5 protein-coding genes are annotated in these 5,797 nt (G+C 71.7%); 3 read left to right on the forward strand and 2 right to left on the reverse strand.

The window, feature by feature from the left end; all coding sequences use genetic code 11:
* Both ROTAS13_RS18145 and ROTAS13_RS18150 read left to right on the forward strand, forming a co-directional pair.
* A partial coding sequence (locus tag ROTAS13_RS18145) for a sensor histidine kinase KdpD (RefSeq protein ID WP_139323428.1) occupies nt 1-821 on the forward strand: 821 nt, incomplete at its 5' end.
* Nucleotides 822-879: 58 nt separating this feature from the next.
* Nucleotides 880-2,013: an aminotransferase class V-fold PLP-dependent enzyme gene (locus tag ROTAS13_RS18150; RefSeq protein WP_058389078.1), complete on the forward strand. Its 1,134-nt coding sequence runs from the start codon at nt 880-882 to the stop codon at nt 2,011-2,013.
* 408 nt (nt 2,014-2,421) lie between these two features.
* Here ROTAS13_RS18150 and ROTAS13_RS18155 read toward each other — a convergent pair whose 3' ends face one another.
* On the reverse strand, nt 2,422-3,639 hold the full coding sequence (locus tag ROTAS13_RS18155) for a low temperature requirement protein A (protein ID WP_075823024.1): 1,218 nt from the start codon (nt 3,637-3,639) through the stop codon (nt 2,422-2,424).
* A gap of 113 nt (nt 3,640-3,752) precedes the next feature.
* On the reverse strand, nt 3,753-4,613 hold the full coding sequence (locus ROTAS13_RS18160; RefSeq protein ID WP_019460895.1) for a LysR family transcriptional regulator: 861 nt from the start codon (nt 4,611-4,613) through the stop codon (nt 3,753-3,755).
* Nucleotides 4,614-4,785: 172 nt separating this feature from the next.
* Between ROTAS13_RS18160 and ROTAS13_RS18165 the strand changes: the two genes are divergently transcribed.
* Nucleotides 4,786-5,772 (forward strand): bile acid:sodium symporter family protein, encoded by a 987-nt coding sequence (locus ROTAS13_RS18165; RefSeq protein ID WP_252571071.1) that lies wholly within the window; start codon nt 4,786-4,788, stop codon nt 5,770-5,772.
* Nucleotides 5,773-5,797: the final 25 nt, after the last annotated feature.

A 5,797-nucleotide genomic window follows, 5' to 3' on the forward strand; every position in this document is an offset into this window, starting at 1 on the left:
CCGCGCTGGTCGGCGCCATCGACGGCTTCATGGCGCGGCTGGACCGGCGGATCGGCATGATGCAGCGCATGATCGGCGATGCCGCGCACCAGCTCCGCACGCCGCTCGCGGGGTTGGCGTCGCAGGTCGATCTCCTGTCGGTGGAAGGCGATCCCGCGCGCCGGGCCACCCAGCTCCGGCGCATCGCCGCCCGCACGGAACAGCTCGGCCGGCTGGTGGGGCAATTGTTCAATCATGCCATGGTGACGCACCGGCCCGATGTGGTGCCGCCGGAGCCGGTGGACCTCGTGGCGCTGGCGCGGAGAATCCTGCTGGACCTGCCGGTGGACGGCGGTGGCGCCGCGGCGCCGGTGCTGTCGCTGGATGCACCCGGGGAGCCGGTGGTCGTCCCGGGCGATCCGATCAGCCTGCGGGAGGCCGTGGCGAACCTGGTGAACAACGCCCTCCAGCATGGCGCGGCCTCGCGGCTGGAGGTGCGGGTCTTCCGCCAGGACGGGGATGCCGTGCTGGAGGTGGTGGATGACGGGCCGGGCATTCCGCCTGCCCTCTGGGCCCGGGTGCGGGAGCCCTTCCATCCGCGCGGCGAGGGGCGCGGTGGCGCCGGGCTCGGCCTTGCCATCGCTGACGAGGTGGTGCGCGCCCATGGCGGCAGCCTGCGCTTCCGCAGCGACTCGGTCGACGGTTTCGCGGTGATCCTGACCCTGCCCGGGATCGGTGCCCACCCCGCGCCCGGACAGAGGCCCGCGACGGGAAGCGAGCCGGGGAGCCTCGCCGAGACGGCCTGGGAGGAGAGCGCGGCGGCCCTGCCCGGACGGCGCTGAGGCCCGGTGGGCGGCCGGTCTGGACAGGCGTGGTCCGCCGTTCTTCCCTGGCCGGGCCATGATCCCGACCCCGCCCCTGTCCAACCAGCGCGCCCTCTTCGAGATCCCCGAAGGGATCGCCTATCTCGACGCCGCCGCCTACTCGCCGCTGCCGCGTTCGGTGCGGGCGGCGGGCGAGGCCGGGGTGGCCGGCAAGAGCCATCCCTGGACGGTGCCGCGCAGCGAGGCCGCGCGCTGGGGCCTGCGTGCCCGTGCCGCGGCGGCGCGGCTGGTTGGCGCGGCGCCCGGCGACATCGCCATCACCGGCTCCGTCAGCCACGGGATCGCCACGGCGGCGCTGAACCTGGAACCGCCCCCGGGCTCGCGCGTGCTGCGCGTGCAGGACGAGTTCCCCTCCCTCTGCCTGCCCTGGGACCGGCTGGCGCGGCAGCGCGGGCTGGTGGTGGACACCGTGCCGCGCCCGGCGGATGGCGACTGGACCACCGCGCTGCTGGAGGCGATCGACCGCCCCGGCGCGGCGCCCCTGGGCGTCGCCACGCTGACGCCGCTGCACTGGTGCGACGGCACGCCGATCGACCTGGACCGGGTGATCCCGGCGGTCCGGCGGCAGGGCGGGGCGGTGGTGGTGGACGCCACCCAGGCGGTGGGCGTGCTGCCGGTGGATGCCGGGCGCTGGCGGCCGGATTTCCTGGCCTTCCCCACCTATAAATGGGTGCTGGGCCCCTACAGCCTGGCCTTTCTCTATGCCGCGCCGGAGCGCCAGTCCGGCCTGCCGCTGGAGGAGAACGGCTTCAACATGCCGGGGGGCCATCCCGCGCCGGGTGCCGCGCGCTACGACCGGGGCGAGCGCGACGACCCTGTGGCGCTGCCCATGGCGGCGACCGGGATGGAACTGGTGGAATCATGGGGCGTGGCGGCGGTGGAGGCACGGCTGCGTGGGCTGACCGACCGGCTGGCGGAGCGGCTGGAGGCGATGGGCCTCGCCTGCCCGCCGCGCCACCGCCGCTCGCCGCATATCCTGGGCCTGCGCCTGCCGAGCGGGCTGCCGGCCCATCTGGTCCCGGCCCTGGCGGAACGGGGCGCCTTCGCCAGCGACCGGCTCGGCGTGCTGCGGATCAGCGCGCATGTCTGGGTGGAGGAAGCGGATATCGACCGCTTCGCTGCCATTCTGGGCGAGGTTCTGGGCCGGTAGCCGTCGGCTCTCGCCGGGAGTGGCGCGCGGCGGCCCGGTCCCTGGCGCCCGGATTGGGGGCAAGGCTCCGCCTTCTCCCCAAACCCCCCATCCGCCAGGACACTGCGTGCCCTGGACCCATTTTCGTTGGTGCCCGCTGATGCCGGATCACGCCGGGAAGCGATGCTTCCCGGCGGCTGCGGGCGCTGCCAGCGCAGATAGGGTGTCTTTCTTCTTCCGGGCGCCCTGCTGATCCCACCCGCTCCCCGGGATCGGACCGCAGGCTGGCGGCAACCACGAAGAGCCAGCGAAAGGCAGGGTCCGGGGATATACCATATCCCCGGCGGTGGGGGGATCCGGGGGCAGGCGGAGCCTCCCCCCGGGGATCGCCATAAGCGCGGCGCCAGAGGTCAGGCGCCGCTCTCCGTATCAATGCGACATCCCGGCCAGCCTTGCTTCCGGGTTGGGGCGCAGGATGCGGCTTTCCCAGAAGCCCACGGCCAGCATCACCAGGGTGGTCAGGGCGCCGATCATCAGCAGGTCCGTGGTGAAGGCGAAGGGCACCATCAGGGCAAGCACGGCGAGGCCACCGAGATGCGAGGACGGCCAGATGCCATAGACCACGCGCTTGTAGAAGCCGGAGCCGAAGAGGTAGAGCGCCGGCCCGCCGATCAGCGTGGCCGCCGCTGCCACGGTCATGCGCCCATCGGGATGGGCAATGACGAGGTCGTTGCCGACGGCCGTGACGATGATCCCGGCGAGCAGGATGGCGTGGATGTAGTGGAACCAGGCGCCGATCCGGCCGGGATCGGGGGAATGGGTGATCACCGTGCTGCCGTCGCGGCTGCTGGTGCCGAAATAGACCCACCACATGGCGAGGCTGCCGAAGAAGGCGGACAGGAAGGCGATCAGGGTGGGCGGGTCCCAGGCTCCCTCGTCGGCCAGGGTGGCACCGGTGACCAGCACCGTCTCGCCCAGGGCGACGATGACGAAGAGCTGGCAGCGCTCGGCGAGATGGCCCCCCTCGATGGTCCAGTCCCGCGTCCGGGAGCGCCCCAGCCCCGGCAGGGCGAAGCCGAACATGGGCGAGACATATTCGCAGAGGACGGCCAGGACCCAGAGCAGGTGCCGCCAGGGCGCCGGGGCCAGCCCGCCGAGGATCCAGAACACCGCCGCGATGCAGACCCAGCCCAGCATCCGCCGGTAGTTGGCGGCCAGGGGATGCCCGGCGGGAAGCTGGCAGGCGATGAAGCCCGTGCGTCCCACCTGCATGGCGGCATAGGCCAGGGCGAAGACGAGGCCACGGTCGCCGAAGGCCTGGGGCAGGGCGGCCGCCATCACCAGCCCGGCCAGCATGGTGCCGAAGAGCAGCCCACGGATCGGCGGCGTCTCCGGGTTGAACCAGTTCGTGACCCAGCAGGTGTACTGCCAGCCCAGCCAGACCGCGAACCAGAGGATCAGCGCCTCCACCGCCCCGGCCATGCCGAGATGGTGCAGCAACCCGTGCGAGACCTGGGTGACGGCGAAGACATAGACGAGGTCGAAGAAGAGTTCCTCGAAGGTGACGCGGGCATGGTGGCCGTCGCGCCGCCGCAGCAGGGGATGGTGGGCCTGGCCGCCCGTCCCCGCCTTGCCGGTTTCCGTCATGGAGTATGTCCCGTGATGTCCGGTGCCGATTCTGCCCCGAGGCGCCGGCACCGCCTACCGGTGGAATCGCGATGGGCGTGGCCTGGGGCGCCGCCCCGTGCGCCGGGCGGGGATCAGCCGGCGGGCTGCAGGTGGGTGGCGTTCAGGAGGATGACATCGGCCAGGGCCGCGGCGGCGCCGTGCAGCCTTTCGCCACGGCCTGTCACGACGAACTCCACCTCATCCAGTTCCGGCCCCGGGATCTCCACCAGCGCGCCACCCAGCAGCAGCCGCGACTGCGCGGTGACGCCGAGTCCGGCTAGGACGGCGGCGGTCAGCCCGCTCAGGCTGCCGGAGGAGCAGGACATGCGCCAGCGCCGCCCGGCGCGTTCCAGCGCCTCGAGCGCCAGGGCGCGGGTGATGGAGCGGTTGGGATAGGCGACCAGGGGCAGGGGCGCCGAAGGGTCCAGGACGGTGCCGGCGGTGCCGATCCAGGCCAGCCGCTCCCGCCAGACCGGCCGGCCGCGCCGCTCGCCGGGGCGGCGCTTGGCGCAGATCAGGTCGAGTTCCCCGGCATCCAGCCGGTCGTAGAGCAGGGCGCTGAGCCCCACGGTCAGGTCGAGGTCCACCGCCGGGTTGGAGCGCACGAACTCGCGCAGGATCTCCGGCAGGCGGGAGGAGACGAGGTCCTCCGAGGTGCCGAAGCGCAGGCGCCCGCGCAGCTCCGTGCCGGCGAAGAAGGCGGCGGCGCGGGCATGGGCCTCCAGGATGGTGGTGGCGAAGCCCCGCATCGCTTCGCCATCGGTGGTGAGGGTGACGGAATGCGTGTCGCGCAGCAGCAGGGGCCGCCCGGCCTGTTCCTCCAGCCGGCGGATATGCTGGCTGACGGTGGACTGGCTCAGCCCCAGGCGCTGCCCGGCGGCGGTGAAGTGCCGGGTTTCCGCGACGGCCAGGAAGGTGCGCAGCAGCAGCGGGTCGAAGGATGACTGGATCATTGGATTCGGCAATGACTGTTAATTCTGTCATTTTTGGCGCGAATGGGCAAAGGAAGCCCCGATACTCGAAGTCATTCCTGTGACAGGGGCGTTTCCCGTGGCCGCAAACCCATCCAGCGCCGCTCCGCCGGCCAGGCGTTCGATCCTGGCCCGCCTGCGGATCGATCCCTATATGCTCCTGATCATCGGCATGGTGGTGCTGGCCAGCATCCTGCCTGCCCGGGGGGAGGCGGCGGAGGTGGTGGACTATGCCACCAACTTCGCCATCGCCCTGCTGTTCTTCCTCTACGGCGCCCGCCTGTCGCGGGAGGCCGTGATGGCCGGCGTGACGAACTGGAAGCTGCAGCTGGTGGTCTTCCTCTCGACCTACCTGCTCTTCCCGATCCTGGCCATCGGCCTGAGCTATGCCATGCGCCCGGCGCTGGGCGAGATGCTGGCGCTGGGCATCGTCTTCGTCGGCGTGCTGCCTTCCACCGTGCAGTCCTCCATCGCCTTCACCTCGATCGCGCGCGGCAACGTGCCTGCGGCGCTCTGCGCGGCCTCGGTCTCGAACCTCGTCGGCATCGTGCTGACGCCGCTGCTGGTCGGCGTGCTGATGACCACGAACGGCGAGAGCGGCATCTCCTTCGGGGCGATCCGCGGCATCATGCTGCAACTGCTGCTACCCTTCGTGCTGGGCCAGCTGGTGCGCCGCTGGCTGATGCCGGTGCTGAACCGGCACAAGCAGCTGGTGGGCTATGTGGACCGCTCCTCGATCCTCTTTGTCGTCTATGGCGCCTTCAGCGAGGGCGTGGTGAACGGGTTGTGGCACCAGGTGGACGTGATGAGCATCGTGGTCCTGCTGCTGGCCAATGCCGCGCTGCTGGCGGTGGTGATGCTGCTGCTGCACTGGTACACCCGCGCCGCCGGCTTTTCGCGCGAGGACCGGATCACGATCCTCTTCTGCGGCTCCAAGAAGAGCCTCGCCAGCGGCATCCCGATGGCGAGCCTGCTGTTCAGCGGGCAGGCGGTGAGCATGATCGTGCTGCCGATCATGCTGTTCCACCAGATCCAGCTCATGGTCTGCGCCACGCTCGCCACCCGCTGGGGGCGAGAGGCGGCCGAGGCCGAACGTGCCGCCGCCGCCCCGGCGCCGGCCGTGGCATCGCAGCGCGCCTGATCGCGCAGGGCCGCCCGGAGGAACC

This window comes from Roseomonas sp. TAS13, from assembly GCF_001950415.1.
In the GTDB taxonomy this organism is placed as follows: Bacteria; Pseudomonadota; Alphaproteobacteria; order Acetobacterales; family Acetobacteraceae; genus Roseomonas; species Roseomonas mucosa.